This is a genomic window from Ammoniphilus sp. CFH 90114, from assembly GCF_004123195.1.
GTDB lineage: Bacteria > Bacillota > Bacilli > Aneurinibacillales > RAOX-1 > YIM-78166.
The window spans coordinates 1-18,898 of sequence record NZ_SDLI01000002.1 but is presented as its reverse complement, the minus strand read 5'-3'; the positions used below and the strand labels follow the sequence as shown (position 1 = coordinate 18,898).

The following is an 18,898-nucleotide window of genomic DNA, read 5'->3' as shown; positions in this document are numbered from 1 at the left end:
ATATAACAGATTAGGCATAATAAGTTACATCTCAATATCCATACAACATTCGATAGCTGCCTTATGGCTTGGATGTTCCAATCCACAGGCTCGACAGGTATGCGACATGTCCAGATCATCTAGCTTTCGGAAAACGACTACACGTCCTTTTTGGGATTGGATGCCTATCGATTCATCCCCATTAGCTGCTAGAGTTAGAATCTCGTCTCCATATACAAACGTAGTTCCCATCATATCTTCTTTAGTTTTTCCTATTGCCTCATTTTGCAGAATCCATCTTTGTACCAGCTCTCTACCCGTTGCTTTCGCCGTTTGCATTTGCTTTCCTACACCCTCTTCCTATCTGTCTTAATCAAATAATAACACATTTTCGATAGTAATCAACTGTTATAATACACAAAGTAAAGCGCTAACATTGCTTTTTTTCTCATGAATTAACTTTATTTCTCTGTTTTTCTATATGAATCAAATTTTTTTGAGTTACCGGACACAAGCACATATTCCTTGCGCCCATGTCAGCCTTTGCCCCTGCTACATATAGTAAGGTAAAGACCTATCCATCACCATCCTTGAGACAGATAGCGGAAGGAGGATTGGCAATAATGAAGCGTAAACCCATTTATTTTTCCAATGTTAGATCACGCAACCTGGCAAGTGAACATCCCGGCAATTACTTTGTTCCGATCGTGGAACGGGCGAAACATAGTGTCATCTCGATTGAAACCCGCGACCGGTCAGCAGCAAGGCAAAGCGACTTTCTCTTTTCCTTCTTATTCCCCCAAACCGAGCAAGCCTCCAGCCGAACGAAGAGCTTCGGTACCGGTTTTATCGTACACCCCAATGGCTATATCCTCACGAGTGAACATGTCATTCATAATGCAGAGCAAATCAATGTTCGACTATATAGTGGAGAACAGAGAACCGCAAAGGTCGTGTGGAGCGATGAAAAAAGAGATTTAGCCGTATTGCAAATTCAGAGCCGCAGATCTCTTCCGCCTCTACCTATTGGATCCTCTGCTGATAGTAAAGTGGGCGAATTTGTCCTTTCTATTGGTAATCCGATGGGACTTGAGCATACCGTTACAAAAGGAATCATCAGCGCCAAGAATAGACCCGTTCGGATTTCCGATAAGCTTTATGAGGATATCATTCAAACCGATTGTGCCATTAACCCTGGTAACAGTGGTGGTCCGCTCATTAATATGAATGGTGAAGTTATCGGGATGAATGCTTTTATTATTAAGAACAATCAAGGTCTGGGATTTGCTGTTGGAATTGATGCCATAAAAGAAAGAGCCGGACGCTTCCTTGTAAGATAAGCAAAAAACAAATAGGATGACTTATTCAGTCATCCCTTTTGGCCTTTTATTTATCGCTTAAATTCACTGTTTTATCTAAAGAGTACACAGACGAGCCCGCTTTAAGATAACCTGTAATTATAGTCTCTCCATCTAGGTCATATTCCTCATCTATCCATGAGACGACACGGTTAAGATCTACCGATTGATCCGATAAAGTGGCAAGCTCTCTTAATGTCTGTAGTTCAGAGAGTGCAGCGGAGCCTTCTACAGTCCTTTTATTTCCATTTTCATTTGTGACTTCGATTTTAGCTTCATAACCTGTATTCGTTTGCTTAAAGGTGTGCTGGACCGTTCTAGAAGATGCTTCAAATTGCAGGGTCATCTCTTGAACGTCTTTTAAATTCCCCAGTATATTGTCCTCAGGGGAGAGGTTCACACTCTTGTCCACATTATACGCCGTACCATCATATACCATTCTCCCCTTCACATTGGCGTAACCGGAGAGGTCATATTCTTCATCGATCTCCATGATGGCTTCAATTAGATCTACTTCACCATTCTGAATGGCTTGCCCTGCAATGGTTTGGATTTCACCAAAGGCATCAGCCCCCGTCTTATTCGTTGTTCTACTTCCTACACGATTTTCGATAGTTGCCGTATAGGTCTGGTCGGATGCCTTCTGGAACGTTACTTTTACTGTTTCATCTTCCGTTACTACATCCAACCAAAAACTTGATACCTTGGATAGGCTACCCCAGGAGACTTCAGGAGATAGGTTCACTTCCTTGTCAATAGAGTACGTGGTCCCATTAACTGAGAGGCTCCCCTTTACCGTTGCTCTGCCGCCTAAATCATAAAGGTCATCAATCTTCGCAACAGCTTTATCTAAATCAATGGACTGGTTATCTTTTGCAGCTTTGACTATCCTTTTTATTGTTTCTAGAGCTTGGGTACCGGTTTGTTTTACTGTTCTTGAGCCTGTCTTATTCTCTACCCATGCATTGTATGTGTTCGTACCGGTCTTCTCAAAGAATACATCTACGCTTTCCTCATCCGTATCTACATCCAAAGAAAATTTAGATACGTCATCGAGACTTCCCCAAGAGATGGTTTGATCAGAGGAGGAAAGGTCAATCTTTTCTTTATATTGATAGTTCTGATCCCCAACAGAAAGCTTCAGCTCAACATCAACTTCATTCTGTAATTTATATACTCCCGAAACTTCTTCAACAAACTTTTTTAAATCAAATGAGTTTCCTGAACTTCTAACACCGGAAGCCTCTAGCAACTCTTTAATCTCAATAAATGCCGCGTAGCCTTTTGTTTCTACTTTACCTGAATGAGAAACCAGTTCAATCTTCGCGTCGTAACCATTCGATTTCTTTTCGAATTTAACTTCTAGCTTTTTGTCTCCACTTTTCATCTCTGCTTTAAATTCTTTAACAGAATCCATGATTCCCCATGAAGGCTGATCGTACTGCTGACTAGTAAAGGCATCAATGAATCCTATTTCTCCATCCGCTTGAAGAACGGCCTGGATCGTCATATTAGTCTTAAGGGATGATAGCTTAGAAACCTTCTTATCTACATATACAACGACATCGTCATCTACTGTATAGGTTACGTTTTTCCTATCTTGCATAATGGTTATTTCATCTTCGCTAATGCTCTCAATCGTGCCATTTACAGATTGTCCTACTTTTTCACCTTTCTGTTCTTTGGAATTCTTTAACCGTTCGATAAAGACAGCCATCTCAGCTCGGGTGACAGGCTTATTCGGTCTAAAGGTCTTGTCCTCATACCCTACAACCAAGGAGTTTAGAATAGCGAAAACCAGATAAGACCGTTCTTGTTGGGAGAGCTGGGCTACATCATTGAAAAATAGACTTGCCTTGTCAATGTCCACATCTGTCTTTGCACCCAAAGCGTTAGCCATCAGTTGCATAATAAACATTCTCGTTGCTGGCTTATTGGGTTGGTTTACTTGTGCTTGGGTTACAATCCCATGCTTGACCGCTGCGTCAATGCTGCCTAGAGCCCAAGCCGGTACATTAGGCATAGCTCGAACAGAAGGGTTGGTGCTAGGTTCTATTCCGAGCATCTTGACTACCATAACGATAGCCTCAGCTTGAGTAACGTTATTTTGAGGTCTAAATGTATAGTCTTCATAACCTTTGATGATTTCTAAGACACTCATTAATTCCACTGTTCTCTTTGCCCAATGGTTATCTATATCCTTTATCTTTAATTGCTTGCTTGCTTTTATTTGATTACCCAACCCTTTACCTTTCCCTCTACCATTATCCTTCGCATCGACCGCTGCACCGAAGCTAAAGGTTAATGTCCCGGCTAACAAGGCGGGTAGGATCTTATGTTTCCACGTATTCATGTCAATTCCTCCTCATAATAACACCATTTGTATTTGTTACCATATTTTTCGACTGAGGAGAGAGTTTTCTGGGTGTCGAATTAAGAAAAAAAAAGAATGCGCCTGAAAACCATCCAGGCACATTCGCTTATATTGTTCGGTATAGGTAATGTTCTAATCCCATCTTGTGTAGTATTTATGGATAGGGATACCTAAAAATTTATAAGTCGTTACAATGTAACGAGCTTCACGAGGATAATCATGAAATTTCGATTTTTTCACTTCAAACCACTTAAACTTTTTCATGAACCTAGGCCCCCTTCCACATATTGTAATAAACATTTTATCACAAGGGCCTAAATTCAATCAATTCAGACTTGTCGACATTTTTCTATAAAATACAACAAGAAAGCACAATCCTCTACAGATTGTGCTACATCCATTGCTCTCCCCAATATTGAATAGCTTGAATGACAGGTTCTAAGCTTTTCCCTTTGGGAGTGAGTTCATATTCAATTCTGACAGGAGTTTCTGGATAAACCTTTCTTGTGAGAATCTGTGCGTCCTCTAGCTCCTTCATGCGTTCTGAGAGCACCCGGTCGCTCATCTCCGGTATCTGTTCCTTTATTTCTTTAAATCTTCTTGGACCACCTAACAGCACGCGGATAATAAGACCTGTCCATTTCTTCCCTAGTAATTCCATTGCTGCTTCATATCGTGGGCACATTGACGAATAGTTCATGGGTACGCCCCCTTGATCAGTTCTTACCAATGAGTATACTTGATTTTTAAGGGATTGTAAAAAGTAAGTTAAAACAGTTTCATAGAACTTTGTGTAAGCAAAAAACAGCAAGCAATAGAATGCTCACTGTTTTTTCTTAAAAGCAATAAGATAGACATCCTGATCCTGTTCATTCAAATGATTTTCAGCATTCTGTAGGATCTGTAATTGTTCATGAGTAAGACTTGCGATGGGGACTTCATCCAGGTGATTATATTTCTCCATAAATCTACCCCCTTTCATCATCTTCGCCTATTTTGCCAAAGCTTCATCATTTTTATGATTCCTCTTCCTAACCCTTATTTATGTTATAATTTATGAATAATGGGATCAGAGTAAATACTATACCTGTTTCCTCATACATACAAGAACTACATATTCATAAAAAAGGAGGGATTATATGAACCAAGCCTTCTCACAATTGCTTACCATCTTTTCCCGGACAAAACAGGACATTGAAGTATTCAATAGTATGCTTCAACCCGTTGTTGACAATGCGAAGGATGAACATGAACGACTGTACTTCCACCACATTCTTGAGGAAGAAGAACAGCGACTAGAGCGATTGGATGTATTATTGCCTATGCTTAAGCATTCACTAGAAGAAGAGCTGAGTAATCGTCAGCTTGTCCAACTTCTTCAGGAACTCAGCCTTGAAAAATTCGGACTTCACAATTTCCGTGAACATCTAGATCTAGCGATGTTTGAGTTTAAGGATGAAGAACGACATAGCTTACTGAAGTCTATGCGAGAAAGTACCCAAACAGATTATCTGACAGTAAAAGAACTAGTCACAGAACTCAATAATAAATTTCTGGATGTTTCTCCAGTAGAAGCCTTCTCGAATGTAGGTTCTAGTTCTTCTAAATCGTCTCAACCTGAGACAACAAGTAAGCAACAGGAAAAGCGCCTGACTGTAGGCAGTCTTAGAAACAAATAAGGGGAGGTACAAGCAATGACTAAAATAAGCAGATTTCCTGATTCACCATTATCCTCTGCTGAATGGCAACAACTTGACGAAACGATTGTTAATGTCGCACGCAAACAATTAGTTGGCCGACGTTTCATCGATGTTTACGGACCCCTAGGTCAAGGGGTTCAGAGCGTTTCCAACGATATTTATACAGAGTCCCAGAGCGGTGGTATGAGTCTTCGCGGGGATACACTCTCGCTTTCTACCTCCATTAAAAGGGTTAACCTGACGATTCCCATTCTTTATAAGGATTTCATGCTTTATTGGAGAGACATTCAACAAGCTAAAACATTGGACATGCCGATTGATATGGGCCCAGCGGCTAATGCGTCCATTCAATGCGCACGACTTGAAGATGATCTCATCTTCAATGGATCAGAAGAAATGGACTTGCCAGGATTAATGAATGTAAAGGGTAGACTCACTCATATTCGCAGTGATTGGATGGAGTCTGGAAAGGCCTTTTCTGACATTGTAGAAGCCATTAATAAATTACTTCAAATGGGACACACAGGACCTTATGCTCTAGCTGTTTCGCCTCAATTATATGCTTTACTACACCGTGTCCACCCTGGCACGAATGTGCTCGAGATTGAACACATTCGGGAATTAGTCACCGACGGTGTTTATCAAACCCCAGTGATAAAGGGCAATGCTGGAGTACTCGTTGCAACAGGACAGCACAATTTAGATTTAGCCATTGCTGAGGATTTTGATTCTGCCTTCCTAGGGGATGAGCAAATGAACCACTTATTCCGTGTATATGAGTGTGTGGCCCTTAGAATCAAAAGACCAAGCGCCATTTGTACACTAGAGGACCACGAGTAATTTCGAAGGAGCGATGTTCGATCGCTCCTTTTTTATTTCAGTTGTAAACAAGAAAACCACCGATCACTCATGAGATCGGTGGTTTTGATATACTATACAGCACTTTTTAAGAAACACGCTTTTCCATCTTAACTACTTTAGTATCTTGAATGAGATCAAGATCCATATGCTTCTTAGCAGAGTCAGAACCAATATCTTCTATAATGTGCAAGACTTCCTGAAGGACAGGCTTGGTGAAGCCGTCTTCATTGAGCTGACATAACTTTGTAAGGTATTTAATTTTCTCATCCGTCTTCAATTGCTTATAGAATGAGTTGTTCAAACTCTTAATATGTTTATGAGTAGGTTGAGAAATCATACTGATATCATTAATGTGAATGATATATCGCTTTCCCTCTTCTGTAATGAAGGAGACGGAATAAATAATAGAACCAGCCATATCGATATGAGTTACGGCGACATTCGTAAATTCTTCTCCCGAACGCAGGCGAACGAACTCTGCTTCTACCGCGCCACCCATCTTTCTTTCATTTACTAAAACTGTATGAATGTCCTTTAAACCATTAACCTGGTATAGCATGTTCATCCCCCTCATTAGAAGTGAGAATTATCCTCGTTATCAATGATACCAATTCTCAGTATCATTTTACAACTAATTGCATGCTTTCGTCAACCCTTGTTGAGAATGATTTTTAAATTCTTTTGTTTCTGCCTATTTACAAGTTCTTAACCTTAGTATTGAACAAAATGTGGAATTCCATTCCGAAAAAAAAAGAGGAACTTTTAATAAGCTCCTCTTTCGTTATTAGTTATTTAACAAGATAACATGTACTTTCCCAGGTCCGTGAACGCCTAAGGCTAGATCCATTTCAATATCACCTGTTCGGCTTGGACCAGTGATAAAGTTAATACAAGCTGGCAGGCCCTCTGGAGCTTTAGCTTTAATGTGCTGGACCGCTTGGGTTAGGCGGGGGACGATAGTATCTTCTGATAAGATACAGAGAAATACAGGTGGAAGCAAGCTCACAGAACGACCTCGTCCTCCCCCATTAAATAACATAACTGTACCTGTTTCGGCAAGTCCTAGATCGGCGTAAGTAATCCCTAGATCCATAGTTGCCGCAGAGTGCCTCAACGTTTCCTCACCAGAAGACTTATTCCATGTTAAATGCTGTACCCCTTTTGAGATGAAAAAGGAAGGCAAATTCAAAGGGTCTAAGCGTTCGTCATCCCATTGAATACATGAATTGACCTCAAATTTCCTTATCACTTTTTCTAAAGCAGCAGGTACATCTTCTACCTTGATACGGTCGACTTCCGTATTTAGAGCGTTCAAATTATCAATAAACTGTTGAATTAACTCTTCCTTCGTCTTCCCCTCATAAAGACGGACCCCCGGATGCTCCCCCCACTTTGGAGGAGTCACCCCAGAACGTCGATCCCGCCCCAGCTTGCTTGCCAATTTATTTAAGAAGACCTCTTGCTTTTGCATTAATTTTCAGTCCTCCTTCCTTCTTTTTCCCACCAATCTCGGAAGGATTGTTTAGCTGGTCTCGGAAGGTCACGGACATCGGTCCAACCTTTCATCATCCCTGGTCCTTGTGTAATCACATCATCTTTACTAAAAATCCCCATCCCTTTATGAGCCATATTAACAGCTAAATCATAAACCGACGGGTGACTAGTAGCAAACCCAAAACCCTTAAATGCCAGCTTCTCAGATAGCGGAGCCATTCCTTTTTCTACTTGATCCTTTCGATGTTCAATAAGCAAGTCATGTAGAGGGATTTTCACCGGGCAGACTTCTGTACACGCTCCACATAAACTCGAAGCATGAGGTAGTTCCTTCCATCCCTCATACCCTTCCAATAGAGGGGTTAGAACTGCACCAATAGGACCGCTGTAGACTCCACCATAAGCATGTCCACCAATATGCCGATAAACAGGACATACATTAAGACACGCACTACATCGTATGCATTTAAGAACCTCTTGGTACGCGGTTCCTAGGCTGTCGGATCTCCCATTATCGAGAATGACCAAATGAAATTCTTCGGGTCCATCCAGATCCTCCAATTGTCGGGCAGAGTTAATTGCTGTAACATAAACACTAATCTTCTGTCCTGTTGCACTCCGCGTCAGCATGGAAATGACAATATCTAACTCCTCCCACGTAGGGACAAGTCTCTCCATTCCCATAATAGCAATGTGGACCTTAGGTAAAGTGGTTGTCAAGCGTGCATTCCCCTCATTACTTACCAGCACGACTGATCCTGATTCCGCAACGGCAAAGTTACAACCGGAAATCCCAATATCAGCTTGCAAAAACTCCTCTCGTAAAGTTTCACGGGCAAATTGACAGAGCTCAGTCGTTTCCTCCGAGAGCTTTCTTCCCGCTACCTCTGAAAACAACTCAGATATCTCTTTTCTCGTTTTATGAATCGCGGGTGCAATGATATGAGATGGCGTTTCGTTAGCCAATTGGATGATGTATTCCCCTAAATCAGATTCAATAACCTTAATATCCATTTCCTCTAAGTATTTGTTGAGATGAATTTCTTCCGAGACCATGGATTTGGATTTTATGATCGATTTAGCCCCTTTTTCTCGGGCAATCTGGGTTACTACTTGAATGGCATCATCGGCGGTTTCTGCAAAATGGACGTGTCCTCCATTTTTCCGGACATTCTCTGCTAGTTGTTCTAGGTAACTATCCAAGTTTTCTATAGTATGACGGCGGATCGCTGAGGCACGTTCACGCCATTCTTCTACATTTCCGAGAAGCTCAACCGCTTGGTTGCGGCCACCACGTAACCGATCTTGAGCAAATGGAACAGCTTTCTTTAGAACGGGATCATCAATGGCTTTATCCACGCGTTGATTAAAGGTTAAAGGATGAGCACTCATTTCCCTTCTCCTCCTTTCGCTAGAACTTCTGCTACATGTAAAACTGAGATGTCCTTGCCTGTACGGCGCAGTCTTCCACCGATATTCATTAGACATCCAAGATCAGAACCAATTAATACTTCGGCCCCAGTTGACTCGATATGTTTTACTTTTTCATCCACCATCTTCTCCGAAATATCGCTCATCTTAGCAGCGAATGTACCCCCGAAACCACAGCAGTCGTTACAGTAAGGCAGCTCCTCTACTTGGAGACCTTCCACTTGTTCAAGGAGAAGCTTGGGCTCTTGTACGATTCCAATACCACGGCTCATATGACAAGACTGATGGTAGGTTGCCTTGGCTGTATACTCCACATCTTTAAGCTCTACCTTTAGAACGTTAACTAAAAACTCCGAAAACTCATAAGTGTTACTTGCGAGTTTCTTGGCTTTCTTTAACCACTCTTCATCATTTTTAAATAATTCTGGATAATAGTGGCGAATCATAGCCGCACACGAACCAGATGGCGTGACAATCGTTTCACTGTTTTCAAATGCACGAATTAATTGTTTAGCTGAGTCTTTTGCGTCGGAATGGTATCCACTGTTATAAGCTGGTTGACCACAACAGGTTTGTTGATTTGGAAAATCCACTTCAACCCCATATCTTCTTAAGACTTCAATGACACTCATCCCTACCTGTGGATAAAAAACATCCGCTAGACAGGTGATGAATAAGGAAACTTTCATGATGATAACCCCCGTTGTTGTAACTTAATTTAATTCAATTCAATAAGAACGACAGACTTCACATTTAAGCAATCTGGTGCAGAAGGAACATATAATCTTGCAGGAAAACCTTTGGTAAGAAGCTCCCCTTTTTGCTTATACACAAGGAAAGAAGTCTCTAGATTCTCTCTATCTACTTGCTGAGAAAATCCATCTTCTGCTTCAACTTTTGCTTGAGTAAAGTTCTTCATGGGTATATTTAACTCTTCGAAGATCTTCTTCAAGTAAACAGCTTCTGCTTGCTTCCCTGGAACGACATCCTCTACGGGTACACTTGCATCTTTCCATCTTTCCATATCCTCCAAGGAGATAATGCGTTTCTCCTGTGATGGATCGGTAATACATAGTTTCCAGTCCATGGTTTTCCCTCTCCCTATCTATCCTTTTAGTGTTCGGTATTCCCAGTTAAAATCTGGAGTGCATGGGGTAATATGTCCTCAATGACTTCGAAGCACTCTTTAACCCCTTTCGTACTGCCTGGAAAATTAATAATGAGCGTTTTCCCACGAATCCCAGCAGTAGCTCTCGAAAGAACGGCAAATTTGGTATTAGCAAGGGTAGCTGCCCTCATTCTTTCAGGTAAACCTGGCGCTTCTCGTTGAATTACGGCTTTTGTTGCTTCTGGTGTTATATCTCGTGGTGAGAATCCAGTCCCACCCGTTGTCAACACGAGATCACATCCTAGCTCATCAGATAATGAGATGAGATGATCCTCAATGGTGCGCTGATCATCCGGAACGATGTAATAAGCAGCTACTTCACCATCTATCCTTGGGATAAGCTCTTTTAATAAAGAACCGCTCTTATCCTCTCTTTCTCCCAGACTTCCCTTATCGCTTGCTGTGAGAATTCCGACTCTCCATCTGGCCATTTTTTATTCCCTCCTCATTAAGTTCTCTTAAAATCTCCACTTTTTCCACCTAATTTAGAAAGAAGATACGTAGGTCCAATTACCATTTCTTTATCCATTGCTTTACACATATCATAAATGGTTAAAGCTACTGCACTAGCGGCTGTCAGTGCCTCCATCTCCACACCAGTAACTCCCTTTGTCTTCACCTTAGCTTCAATAAGAATCGTATCATCAGATGCATCATCAAATTGGATGTCAACACCATTGATAGGAATAGGATGACACATCGGAATGATATCAGATGTTTTCTTCGCCGCCATAATGCCAGCAACCTGTGCTACTGCCAGCACATCGCCTTTGCCTATCTTACCAGCCTTAATTCGACTCATCGTTTCGGGTTTCATTACGACACGGCTAACCGCGATCGCCTCCCGCACGCTCTCCTGCTTGTCTGAAACATCGACCATCTTTGCCCGATGCTGGTCATTAAAGTGAGTTAATTTATCATCCATAAACAATCCTCCACCGATAAATCTAAATAATTGAATAATAGCATTATACCATTGATTGCTTACGAATAAAGAAAAGCATCGTAACTTTTTACGATGCTTCGTGATAAGTTATTGAACCGCTAATTTGTCCTTACGTGACTTCATTACCTGTAAAGCAAAAATGATACCTAAAGTTCCGAAACCTAGCGTATCAGTGATGAGTCCTGGAACAATTAAAAGTAAACCAGCAGCAATGACCAGTATTCTTTCCCACACTGCCATTGTGGTCATCCAATAGCCGACCAAACCAGCGCTTACACCAACCATCCCTATTGTTGCTGACAGGATTACCAGTAGAACTTCTCCTAGATTGGTATCAATTAAAAGCAGCTCTGGAGAAAGAACAAAAATGTATGGGATAATAAACGCGGCTATGGCTAGCTTGGTAGAATTAAATCCAGTTCTCATCGGACTAGACTTCGCTATACCCGCTGCAGCAAACGCGGCAAGACAAACCGGTGGCGTAACGTCTGCAAGGATTCCAAAATAGAACGTAAACATGTGAGCAGATAACGTTGGTGCTCCAAGAGCGATAATAGCTGGTGCAGCAATGGTTGAAGTAATGATGTAATTTGCCGTAGTTGGCGTACCCATTCCAAGGATAAGCGAGGCAATCATCGTAAAGAACAAGGTAAGAAGAACGATTCCACCAGAGAAAGATAATAATCCATTGGCAAACTTTAATCCCACACCTGTCAACGTAACTACCCCAACGATAATACCCGCACAAGCCGTAGCCCCAGCAACCGCCAAGGCGGAACGGGCTCCATTTTCTAATGCTTGCAAGATATCTTTAATACCCATTCTAGTCTCTTTTCGGACTGCTCCAACGAGAATCGTTGTTAAGATTCCGTAAAGAGCTGCCCTTGTAGGAGAAATTCCTATCATAAGAAACCCGACAATAGCAACAATCGGTAATAATAGATAAGAGCGCTTTAAAACTTCTTTTTTATCCGGAAGCTCTTCTTTGGTCAATCCTCTTAAGCCGACACGCTTAGCCTCTAAGTGAACCATGACCCAAATCCCGGTAAAGTATAAAATAGCAGGAATGGCTGCCGCTTTAGCAATATCCCAATACGGAATCCCAGTGAACTCAGCCATCAAAAAGGCTGCTGCTCCCATAATAGGAGGCATGATCTGTCCCCCTGTGGAAGCTGATGCCTCTACAGCACCTGCGAATTCCTTACGATATCCTAGTCTTTTCATCATAGGGATCGTGAACGATCCAGATGTAACAACGTTAGCAACAGAACTACCGCTTATTGTTCCTTGAAGAGCACTCGAAAATACAGCAACCTTAGCAGGTCCACCTATTCTACGTCCAGCCACAACAAGTGCCAAATCATTAAAGTAAGCACCGACCCCTGTCTTCTCTAGAAATGCACCAAACAACAGGAAGAGGAAGATAAAGGTTGCTGATACACTGAGAGGTGTTCCGAGAATTCCTTCTAAAGTAAAGTACATATGACCAATTAATCTTTCAAAAGAAACCCCACGATGAGTTAGAAATCCACCTAGATGATTCCCATAGAGGGCATAAAGGAGAAATACAACGGCGATGACAACGATAGGAATCCCTACAACGCGACGTGCAGCTTCTAATACTAGTAGGATAACGATTCCACCCACAATAAAGTCTAATTGGTTAAAAGCCCCAACTCTTGTGATTAAAGCATCGAAATTAAAGAACCAATACAGACTGCTGACAATACCCAGTATAGCAAGGATACCGTCCGTTATAGGAACCTTTGTTCGAATTCCTTTGCCTGTAGCAGGGAACAGAAGAAAAATGAGACCCAAAGCAAAGGCTAAGTGTATGGATCTATGAATTTGTGCCGGTGGTGGAGGGAAAATGGATGCGTATAACTGATAGAAAGAAAAACCAATAGCCATGATGGTAACGAGCCAACCCATTATCCCTGTCAGGTTTCGATAGGATGATTCTTTATCATACTTTGAAAGCAATTCTCTTACTTGTTCATCGGACATAGCAGGGTCCGCATGAGCGTTCTTATTATTTTCCATAAGATCTTTCACCCTTCCATAACGTTACTAAAGATACCCTTTTAGCTTGAATACGGACCCAGCTTCCTGGCGGATTCATTGCTGATAATGCCAACCATTTTTCTTTTACTACGATGTGATGATCCGCTACGACTTGCCCAATAGACAGATCAAAATAGCCTAACTTACGTCGGATGTTGCCGATTGTGTAGTTGCCGTTTTCATTACTATAAGTTTGCCCTGGCTCTATGTTTGACGGATTACCGACCCCGTAAGACTCATAAATTACCTTATCTAGGACAATATCTAGATCTTCATCTATATAATATTCTTCGTAAACAGGAGTCTTATGAATCGAATGGATAAATTGCATGGCAAATCGTTCTTGAATCTTTATCCCTGTTACGTATTTAAGCTCACCGGTCTTCCCATCCGTAATAGTTAAAGCCAGGTGGTGATTTGGCAAAAGCAGAAAAAGAGCAATTCCAAAGCCAATAAACGCTGCTATCGTTCCTTTAAGATGCTTCATACGTAGATAAAAGAGGAGGGAGGTCGAATAAAATCACCTCCCTACCTTGCTTTTATTTTATGCCTTTTTCTTCGAAATACTTCGCAGCACCTGGATGAACGTCTAAACTAACTCCTTCTAGTGCTTTTTCAATGTTGATCTCAGCAGCTTTGGCATGAACAGTCTTCATTTGATCCATGTTCTCATACAAAGCCTTTGTCATGTTGTAAACAAGAGTTTCATCCAATTCAGCACGAGCAACTAATTGAGCCTTAACTGCAACCGTATTCACTTCTTCATCAAAACCAGGGTAAGTTCCAGCTGGAATGTTTTGAGAAGCATAGTATGGGTATTGTTCAATAATCTTCGCCATTTGTTCTTCTGCAATTCCGATTACACGGACACCTTTTGTTGCTGCTAATTCATTTACTGCAGCAGTAGGAGTTCCAGCAGTAACAAACGCTGCATCCAATGTACCATCTTGAATGAAGCTTGCAGATTCTCCGAATGCAAGACGATCAGCCTTACCAAGATCATCAAAAGTTAAACCGTGGATCTCAAGAATTTGTTGAGCATTAGCTTCAGTACCACTTCCAGGAGCTCCTACAGAAACACGCTTACCTTTCAAGTCTTCAACCGTCTTGATTGGGCTGTCTTTAGCTACGATAATTTGAACGGTTTCGTTATAAAGAGAAGCGATAGCTGTTAGGTTACCGATAGCTCCACCTTCTTTAAACATTACACTACCCTTAGAAGCATAATCAGCAATATCTCCTTGAGTAAATGCAAGGTCTACTTGTCCGTCTTTGATCAAACGCATATTCTCTACAGATGCACCAGTACTTTGTGCGGAAGAGTTAATTCCAGCTTTATCTGTGAAAATTTGAGCCATACCTCCACCAAGTGGATAGTACGTACCAGAAGTACCACCCGTTGCGATGATGATAGAATCAGGAGTTTCTCCTTTAGATGCTTCAGGTTGTGCTGGTTGCTCTGCTGGTTGCTCTGCTGGCTGTTCAGCTGGCTTCGGTTGTTCTGCTTGATTTCCACCGCCGCCGCAAGCAACTGCAAATAATGCGAAGACAAGTGTAAATACTAACATGGAAAGAAAGTTCTTTTTCTTCATTTGTATACCCCCTTTTTTTAACTCCGAATAGGATTTTACTATATTTTTCATATTTTATCAAACGCCTGGAGTGAATATTACTTGAAATGGCCTGTTATTCTTCTTACCTTACTGATCATATTTCTTCCTATAACTTCTTCTACTGCTGAAGAAGAAGGAGTTTACTTGCTTATTTCCAAGTCTAGGAATAAACTCATTATTGTTCTTAACGAGGAGCCTCAATATGTATTTCCGATTGCTACTGGAATCTCTGCTGAAAAAACACCTAAAGGAACCTTTCACATCATCCGGAAAGTAAAAAACCCCTGGTACATTCCTAAGAACATACCAGGAGGCGACCCAACTAACCCAATTGGTTCACGATGGCTTGGTTTGGATGTACCAGGTACTGATGGCTATAAATTTGGTATACATGGCACCAATAATCCGGAAAGCATTGGGAAGCATGTAAGCCAAGGGTGCATACGAATGAATAATCGCGATGTGGAATGGCTATTCAGACATATACCCTTAGGCACCAAGGTAATCATAACCCACTAGTCACTAGCCAAACATATTCCGATAGTCTTCTTCTGAGATCAAGACCTCCCGTGCTTTACTCCCTGATTGTCCAGCAATAAACCCTTCTGATTCCATCATATCTATTAATCGGGCGGCTCTATTATATCCAATACGAAAACGTCTTTGCAGGGAGGAAGCCGACGCTTGACCTTGTTCCACCATAAAGAGTAGCGCTTCCTCAAACAATTCATCTTCACTCTCACTACTCGCTTGTACAGCACGAGTGAGTTGTTCTTTATCAAATAAGTAATTTACCTTCTGTTGCTTCTTCACATGCTCCACAACCATCTCAATCTCTTCATCCGATACAAAGTTTCCTTGTAATCGAATCGGCTTCGCAAGACCACTTGGGTAGTAGAGCATGTCTCCCTTTCCAAGCAGTCTCTCCGCTCCCCCCATATCCAGTATGGTCCTGGAATCTGCCCCAGACGAAACGGCGAAAGCAATTCTTGTTGGGATGTTCGCTTTAATTAAACCAGTTATAACATCAACAGATGGACGCTGAGTCGCAACAAGTAAGTGAATCCCGCAAGCTCTCGCTTTTTGCGCTATACGACAAATCGCCTCTTCCACATCCCCAGGAGCCACCATCATTAAGTCTGCGAGCTCATCGATAATGATAATAATGTATGGAAGCTTCTCCATTCCCTCTTGTTGTGCTGTATGGTTGAATCTCTCTATATCGCGGACTCCCTTATCAGCAAACTTCTCATATCGAGAATCCATCTCTTCCACTGCCCAACGCAAAGCCGCGGTTGCCTGCTTGGGATCCGTCACGACAGGCGTTAGTAGATGCGGGATATGGTTATAAGGTGCTAACTCTACCACTTTTGGATCAATTAGAATCAGTCGGACATCGGAAGGCTTTGCTTTATAAAGAAGACTAACCAGTATCGAATTGATACAAACACTTTTACCCGACCCAGTAGATCCTGCAATAAGTCCGTGAGGCATCTTCTTCAAATCACCAATAATCGGAGCCCCACCAATGTCTCGTCCAAGAGCAATGGCTAATGGAGAGGGATTGGAGCGGAACTCCTGAGATTCAAGAATCGAACGTATAAACACAGGTGAAGGTTGTTCATTAGGCACTTCTATGCCAATGGCTGAACGACCTGGTATCGGAGCCTCCATCCGAATATCCTTGGCTGCTAAAGCTAATTTGATGTCATCAATGAGATTGGTAAACTTATTCACTTTCACACCAGGTGCAGGTTGCAGCTCATATCGAGTTACTGTTGGCCCTTTGACAACTCCCACTACGTCAGCATTAACATGAAAGTTTTCGAGGGCGACTGAAAGTTTTTGGATCTGCTCATCCGTATACTCATCGTCATTTCCTTGTAAAGGAGGTTCCTTCCTCAGAAGATGAATACTTGGCATATGATACATATTCACATCATGGGTGGAATTACTTTGATGAACTTTAGTAGATGAATAGAAGTTACCTAAAGCTCTTGGCAAATTCTTCTCTTCAACAGGGGTAGACGATCGAACTCCCTGAAGATACGATGGAACATATGGAGCAGGAGTCGCTCGAGTCTCTGTTAGTATAGGCTCAGTTGTTTCTAAGTCAGGATCAAAGGAGCTTGGCGAGACGGTTGTAGTGCATTCTGTGGGTTCTACCATTAGATCTGGTAGCGAGACCGTTATGGCTTGGGCTTCAATTAAGGGTTGATCATTATCATTAACGGGTGAATCTAGTAAAACGGATCGTATACGTATAGGCTCTGAGGGTTCGCTTGGTACTGTTATTTCTAAATCCAATGACTTCTCCTCGATTGGGACTACTGTTGCTTCCAGTTTTTCGCTGAGTGCTTCTTTAGTGGTTGCAATCTCCTCATTAGCTAATTCTTCTTTTACTAGAACCTGAGGTTCGTGAAGCTTGCTCTCGATGGTTTGAGACTGACTCTCTGTTTTCTGTTGTACAATTCCCGTATGCACAAAGCTATCTAGGTTTCTTGGAGAATTCCCATCCACCCTCATAGTACCGTGTATAGGTGATACGATAGTCGTTGGTTTAAAAGCTGGTTTTGCTTTTTGCTCACGTTTAACATCTGATTGGATAACCCGCTCTGGAGTCTGTGGACTGCGTGTAACGTTTGGTTTGCGGGGTGGAGTGGAGTGGCTTACATTTCCCCTAGAAGGTGGATTCCCTCTTGTACTTTCCACATCATCTGGAATCATAGGAAAACGAAAATGAGATGAACCTTGATTTTTCGGATAGACCGTCCTCGTTCTTACTTGAGCTTCAGGCTTCCATCGTTCACTTGGCTGCTCACTCTCTATTTTCGTTTCTTTATCTTCACTCTCAGAACTGAGAGCCTCGGAAATTCTTTTCCACCACTTCTTCATTCTAGACACATCCTTCTAAATTACACTTAAACCAAATTCTTCATTTTTTTATCTTAACATGAGTGAACATCTGTTTGAAGTGGAAATAAGATTAATATCATCCATAGTATTATAAGACTATTAGTGACTGAGTCTGAAAACGAGAAATAAAAAATAACCGGACACTTCCTGCTCTTCATCTCAAGGCATGCAAAACGGCCAACAAAACGGAAATTCTCCACCTGTTGGCTTTACAGAATCCATAAATGAGAGTTTCGGAACGAGGGAAATCTACTGTTATTTTTCTATCGGCAGTTGGGGGGCTACTGTCTGCTGTCGGAACATATAACCGGAGTTTATTCCGCTATTTCGTTAATCGGTTCAAAAATGGCCATAATAAACGGAAAATTTTCCGTTAAACATGACAAAACTCCACATTTGACGGAATTTGGGGCGAATAGACGGAATTGATTCCGCTATTTCCCCCTCAAAGCCCATCAAATCAAAAATAACCGGAAATGCTCCGCTTATTAGACCTCATTCCTTCGGAGCAACAAAACAAAAAAACCACCAGTCTGGTGGTTTGAACTTTATGTATTCTGGCAGGGGCAGTAGGAATCGAACCCACACTGGAGGTTTTGGAGACCTCTGTTCTACCGTTAAACTATGCCCCTCAAATATGGTAGCGGCGGAGGGGATCGAACCCCCGACCTTACGGGTATGAACCGTACGCTCTAGCCAGCTGAGCTACACCGCCCTATTCAATTCTANCGCTCTAGCCAGCTGAGCTACACCGCCATATTATGAAACTTCTCTGGTGCTCCCGACAGGAATCGAACCTGCGACCTCATCCTTACCATGGATGCGCTCTACCGACTGAGCTACAGGAGCCTAACTGGCGGAGAGTGAGGGATTCGAACCCTCGCGGCAGTTGCCCACCCTAACGGTTTAGCAAACCGTCCCCTTCGGCCTCTTGGGTAACTCTCCAAAGTAATATAGATGTAGATGGCAGAGAGGAAGGGATTCGAACCCTCGA

20 protein-coding genes and 4 tRNA genes are annotated in these 18,898 nt (G+C 42.0%); 4 read left to right on the top strand and 20 right to left on the bottom strand.

Features of this window, described 5'->3' with window-relative positions; all coding sequences use genetic code 11:
• Window positions 1-24: 24 nt before the first annotated feature.
• Complete coding sequence (locus tag EIZ39_RS04755; RefSeq protein WP_129198021.1) at window positions 25-318, bottom strand: hypothetical protein; 294 nt, start codon at window positions 316-318, stop codon at window positions 25-27.
• A gap of 284 nt (window positions 319-602) precedes the next feature.
• Between EIZ39_RS04755 and EIZ39_RS04750 the strand changes: the two genes are divergently transcribed.
• Window positions 603-1,319, top strand: coding sequence for a S1C family serine protease (locus tag EIZ39_RS04750; protein ID WP_129198019.1), 717 nt, complete (start codon window positions 603-605; stop codon window positions 1,317-1,319).
• 46 nt (window positions 1,320-1,365) lie between these two features.
• Here EIZ39_RS04750 and EIZ39_RS04745 read toward each other — a convergent pair whose 3' ends face one another.
• The 4 genes from EIZ39_RS04745 to EIZ39_RS26420 all read right to left on the bottom strand — a co-directional run bounded on the left by EIZ39_RS04745 (window position 1,366) and on the right by EIZ39_RS26420 (window position 4,675).
• Window positions 1,366-3,690 (bottom strand): S-layer homology domain-containing protein, encoded by a 2,325-nt coding sequence (locus tag EIZ39_RS04745; protein ID WP_129198017.1) that lies wholly within the window; start codon window positions 3,688-3,690, stop codon window positions 1,366-1,368.
• A 153-nt stretch (window positions 3,691-3,843) separates the two neighbouring features.
• Window positions 3,844-3,975 (bottom strand): hypothetical protein, encoded by a 132-nt coding sequence (locus EIZ39_RS27485; protein WP_255433864.1) that lies wholly within the window; start codon window positions 3,973-3,975, stop codon window positions 3,844-3,846.
• A gap of 127 nt (window positions 3,976-4,102) precedes the next feature.
• Window positions 4,103-4,411: a winged helix-turn-helix transcriptional regulator gene (locus tag EIZ39_RS04740; protein ID WP_129198015.1), complete on the bottom strand. Its 309-nt coding sequence runs from the start codon at window positions 4,409-4,411 to the stop codon at window positions 4,103-4,105.
• A 123-nt stretch (window positions 4,412-4,534) separates the two neighbouring features.
• Window positions 4,535-4,675, bottom strand: a complete 141-nt coding sequence (locus EIZ39_RS26420) for a hypothetical protein (RefSeq protein WP_164984899.1) — start codon at window positions 4,673-4,675, stop codon at window positions 4,535-4,537.
• A gap of 175 nt (window positions 4,676-4,850) precedes the next feature.
• Between EIZ39_RS26420 and EIZ39_RS04735 the strand changes: the two genes are divergently transcribed.
• Both EIZ39_RS04735 and EIZ39_RS04730 read left to right on the top strand, forming a co-directional pair.
• Window positions 4,851-5,390, top strand: coding sequence for an IMEF encapsulin system ferritin-like cargo protein (locus EIZ39_RS04735; RefSeq protein ID WP_129198013.1), 540 nt, complete (start codon window positions 4,851-4,853; stop codon window positions 5,388-5,390).
• 15 nt (window positions 5,391-5,405) lie between these two features.
• On the top strand, window positions 5,406-6,251 hold the full coding sequence (locus EIZ39_RS04730; RefSeq protein WP_129198011.1) for a family 1 encapsulin nanocompartment shell protein: 846 nt from the start codon (window positions 5,406-5,408) through the stop codon (window positions 6,249-6,251).
• A 106-nt stretch (window positions 6,252-6,357) separates the two neighbouring features.
• On the opposite strand, the gene EIZ39_RS04725 is transcribed toward EIZ39_RS04730, so the two are convergent.
• The 10 genes from EIZ39_RS04725 to EIZ39_RS04680 all read right to left on the bottom strand — a co-directional run bounded on the left by EIZ39_RS04725 (window position 6,358) and on the right by EIZ39_RS04680 (window position 14,967).
• Window positions 6,358-6,831, bottom strand: a complete 474-nt coding sequence (locus EIZ39_RS04725) for a hypothetical protein (RefSeq protein WP_129198009.1) — start codon at window positions 6,829-6,831, stop codon at window positions 6,358-6,360.
• Between the two features lie 225 nt (window positions 6,832-7,056).
• A complete protein-coding gene (locus EIZ39_RS04720; RefSeq protein WP_129198007.1) occupies window positions 7,057-7,743 on the bottom strand; it encodes a LutC/YkgG family protein in 687 nt (228 codons plus the stop codon).
• Window positions 7,743-9,158, bottom strand: a complete 1,416-nt coding sequence (locus EIZ39_RS04715; RefSeq protein WP_129198005.1) for a LutB/LldF family L-lactate oxidation iron-sulfur protein — start codon at window positions 9,156-9,158, stop codon at window positions 7,743-7,745. The genes EIZ39_RS04720 and EIZ39_RS04715 overlap by 1 nt, the downstream gene beginning before the upstream one ends.
• Entirely contained in the window at window positions 9,155-9,886 is a 732-nt protein-coding gene (locus EIZ39_RS04710; protein WP_129198003.1) for a (Fe-S)-binding protein, read from the bottom strand. The genes EIZ39_RS04715 and EIZ39_RS04710 overlap by 4 nt, the downstream gene beginning before the upstream one ends.
• A gap of 29 nt (window positions 9,887-9,915) precedes the next feature.
• Window positions 9,916-10,284: a molybdopterin-binding protein gene (locus EIZ39_RS04705; protein WP_129198001.1), complete on the bottom strand. Its 369-nt coding sequence runs from the start codon at window positions 10,282-10,284 to the stop codon at window positions 9,916-9,918.
• Window positions 10,285-10,310: 26 nt separating this feature from the next.
• Window positions 10,311-10,796: a MogA/MoaB family molybdenum cofactor biosynthesis protein gene (locus EIZ39_RS04700; protein ID WP_129197999.1), complete on the bottom strand. Its 486-nt coding sequence runs from the start codon at window positions 10,794-10,796 to the stop codon at window positions 10,311-10,313.
• 17 nt (window positions 10,797-10,813) lie between these two features.
• The gene (moaC, locus tag EIZ39_RS04695; protein ID WP_129197997.1) at window positions 10,814-11,290 is read right to left on the bottom strand and encodes a cyclic pyranopterin monophosphate synthase MoaC; all 477 of its coding nucleotides are present in this window, start codon (window positions 11,288-11,290) and stop codon (window positions 10,814-10,816) included.
• Between the two features lie 108 nt (window positions 11,291-11,398).
• Complete coding sequence (locus EIZ39_RS04690) at window positions 11,399-13,354, bottom strand: TRAP transporter permease (protein WP_240675709.1); 1,956 nt, start codon at window positions 13,352-13,354, stop codon at window positions 11,399-11,401.
• The gene (locus EIZ39_RS04685; RefSeq protein ID WP_129197995.1) at window positions 13,344-13,862 is read right to left on the bottom strand and encodes a DUF1850 domain-containing protein; all 519 of its coding nucleotides are present in this window, start codon (window positions 13,860-13,862) and stop codon (window positions 13,344-13,346) included. The genes EIZ39_RS04690 and EIZ39_RS04685 overlap by 11 nt, the downstream gene beginning before the upstream one ends.
• Window positions 13,863-13,914: 52 nt before the next feature.
• Window positions 13,915-14,967: a TAXI family TRAP transporter solute-binding subunit gene (locus tag EIZ39_RS04680; RefSeq protein ID WP_129197993.1), complete on the bottom strand. Its 1,053-nt coding sequence runs from the start codon at window positions 14,965-14,967 to the stop codon at window positions 13,915-13,917.
• Between the two features lie 81 nt (window positions 14,968-15,048).
• On the opposite strand from EIZ39_RS04680, the gene EIZ39_RS04675 reads away from it, so the two are divergent.
• A complete protein-coding gene (locus tag EIZ39_RS04675) occupies window positions 15,049-15,507 on the top strand; it encodes a L,D-transpeptidase (protein WP_240675708.1) in 459 nt (152 codons plus the stop codon).
• A gap of 3 nt (window positions 15,508-15,510) precedes the next feature.
• Here the strand turns inward: EIZ39_RS04675 and EIZ39_RS04670 are convergent, their stop codons facing one another.
• From EIZ39_RS04670 to EIZ39_RS04650, 5 genes are all read right to left on the bottom strand, one after another.
• Window positions 15,511-17,883: a DNA translocase FtsK gene (locus tag EIZ39_RS04670; RefSeq protein ID WP_129197989.1), complete on the bottom strand. Its 2,373-nt coding sequence runs from the start codon at window positions 17,881-17,883 to the stop codon at window positions 15,511-15,513.
• 579 nt (window positions 17,884-18,462) lie between these two features.
• Window positions 18,463-18,536 (bottom strand) — tRNA-Trp (locus tag EIZ39_RS04665).
• A 6-nt stretch (window positions 18,537-18,542) separates the two neighbouring features.
• Window positions 18,543-18,619, bottom strand: a tRNA-Met gene (locus EIZ39_RS04660).
• Window positions 18,620-18,677: 58 nt separating this feature from the next.
• Window positions 18,678-18,753: transfer RNA gene (locus EIZ39_RS04655), tRNA-Thr, on the bottom strand.
• A gap of 5 nt (window positions 18,754-18,758) precedes the next feature.
• A tRNA-Ser gene (locus EIZ39_RS04650) sits at window positions 18,759-18,849 on the bottom strand.
• Window positions 18,850-18,898: the final 49 nt, after the last annotated feature.

Coding starts and splice junctions, on each gene's coding strand:
- EIZ39_RS04755 (WP_129198021.1), bottom strand. CDS start 318: ATGCAAACGGCGAAAGCAACGGGTAGAGAGCTGGTACAAAGATGGATT.
- EIZ39_RS04750 (WP_129198019.1), top strand. CDS start 603: ATGAAGCGTAAACCCATTTATTTTTCCAATGTTAGATCACGCAACCTG.
- EIZ39_RS04745 (WP_129198017.1), bottom strand. CDS start 3,690: ATGAATACGTGGAAACATAAGATCCTACCCGCCTTGTTAGCCGGGACA.
- EIZ39_RS27485 (WP_255433864.1), bottom strand. CDS start 3,975: ATGAAAAAGTTTAAGTGGTTTGAAGTGAAAAAATCGAAATTTCATGAT.
- EIZ39_RS04740 (WP_129198015.1), bottom strand. CDS start 4,411: ATGAACTATTCGTCAATGTGCCCACGATATGAAGCAGCAATGGAATTA.
- EIZ39_RS26420 (WP_164984899.1), bottom strand. CDS start 4,675: ATGGAGAAATATAATCACCTGGATGAAGTCCCCATCGCAAGTCTTACT.
- EIZ39_RS04735 (WP_129198013.1), top strand. CDS start 4,851: ATGAACCAAGCCTTCTCACAATTGCTTACCATCTTTTCCCGGACAAAA.
- EIZ39_RS04730 (WP_129198011.1), top strand. CDS start 5,406: ATGACTAAAATAAGCAGATTTCCTGATTCACCATTATCCTCTGCTGAA.
- EIZ39_RS04725 (WP_129198009.1), bottom strand. CDS start 6,831: ATGCTATACCAGGTTAATGGTTTAAAGGACATTCATACAGTTTTAGTA.
- EIZ39_RS04720 (WP_129198007.1), bottom strand. CDS start 7,743: ATGCAAAAGCAAGAGGTCTTCTTAAATAAATTGGCAAGCAAGCTGGGG.
- EIZ39_RS04715 (WP_129198005.1), bottom strand. CDS start 9,158: ATGAGTGCTCATCCTTTAACCTTTAATCAACGCGTGGATAAAGCCATT.
- EIZ39_RS04710 (WP_129198003.1), bottom strand. CDS start 9,886: ATGAAAGTTTCCTTATTCATCACCTGTCTAGCGGATGTTTTTTATCCA.
- EIZ39_RS04705 (WP_129198001.1), bottom strand. CDS start 10,284: ATGGACTGGAAACTATGTATTACCGATCCATCACAGGAGAAACGCATT.
- EIZ39_RS04700 (WP_129197999.1), bottom strand. CDS start 10,796: ATGGCCAGATGGAGAGTCGGAATTCTCACAGCAAGCGATAAGGGAAGT.
- moaC (WP_129197997.1), bottom strand. CDS start 11,290: ATGGATGATAAATTAACTCACTTTAATGACCAGCATCGGGCAAAGATG.
- EIZ39_RS04690 (WP_240675709.1), bottom strand. CDS start 13,354: ATGGAAAATAATAAGAACGCTCATGCGGACCCTGCTATGTCCGATGAA.
- EIZ39_RS04685 (WP_129197995.1), bottom strand. CDS start 13,862: ATGAAGCATCTTAAAGGAACGATAGCAGCGTTTATTGGCTTTGGAATT.
- EIZ39_RS04680 (WP_129197993.1), bottom strand. CDS start 14,967: ATGAAGAAAAAGAACTTTCTTTCCATGTTAGTATTTACACTTGTCTTC.
- EIZ39_RS04670 (WP_129197989.1), bottom strand. CDS start 17,883: ATGAAGAAGTGGTGGAAAAGAATTTCCGAGGCTCTCAGTTCTGAGAGT.